Genomic DNA, 421 nt, shown 5'->3' with positions numbered 1-421 from the left:
TAAACTTGGATCACGCATTCGGGGGAAAGGGGATTCCAGTGACGCACGACGTACTGCCTCCGGTGCCGCTTCCACCGTTCGACACCACCACCCCCATCTCCGAGTTCATCGACACCATCCGTGGCCGCGACCAACGCCAATCCCGGCTCGTCTGGGAGAACTACACCGACATCGAGCACCTCCACGCGCTCACCCTGGACCGCCCGCCAGAACTCGACACCCGCGTGTTCGACCACTTCGCGAACACCTCCGCACTACTCGGCGCGGTCAACCACATCGACAAAACCCACGCCGACGCCCTCCTCAACGAATCCCTTGCCCTGATCCGCCGCATCCCGTTGATCGGCCGCTGCCTCTACGACGGCACCATCAACCAACAGCAATTCCAACAATTGGTCTCCGCCACCGATCTTGTCGACGG

The 421-nt window shown here is 62.0% G+C and carries 1 pseudogene; it reads left to right on the top strand.

Going from position 1 to position 421, the window contains the following annotated elements:
• Nucleotides 1-38 precede the first annotated feature (38 nt).
• A pseudogene (locus tag TBIF_RS24235) lies at nucleotides 39-421 on the top strand (hypothetical protein); the annotation flags it as partial.

This window comes from Tomitella biformata AHU 1821 (assembly GCF_000524475.1).
Lineage (GTDB): Bacteria > Actinomycetota > Actinomycetes > Mycobacteriales > Mycobacteriaceae > Tomitella > Tomitella biformata.
The sequence above is the reverse complement of the archived record's forward strand: the minus strand, read 5'-3'. Positions and strand labels throughout refer to the sequence as shown.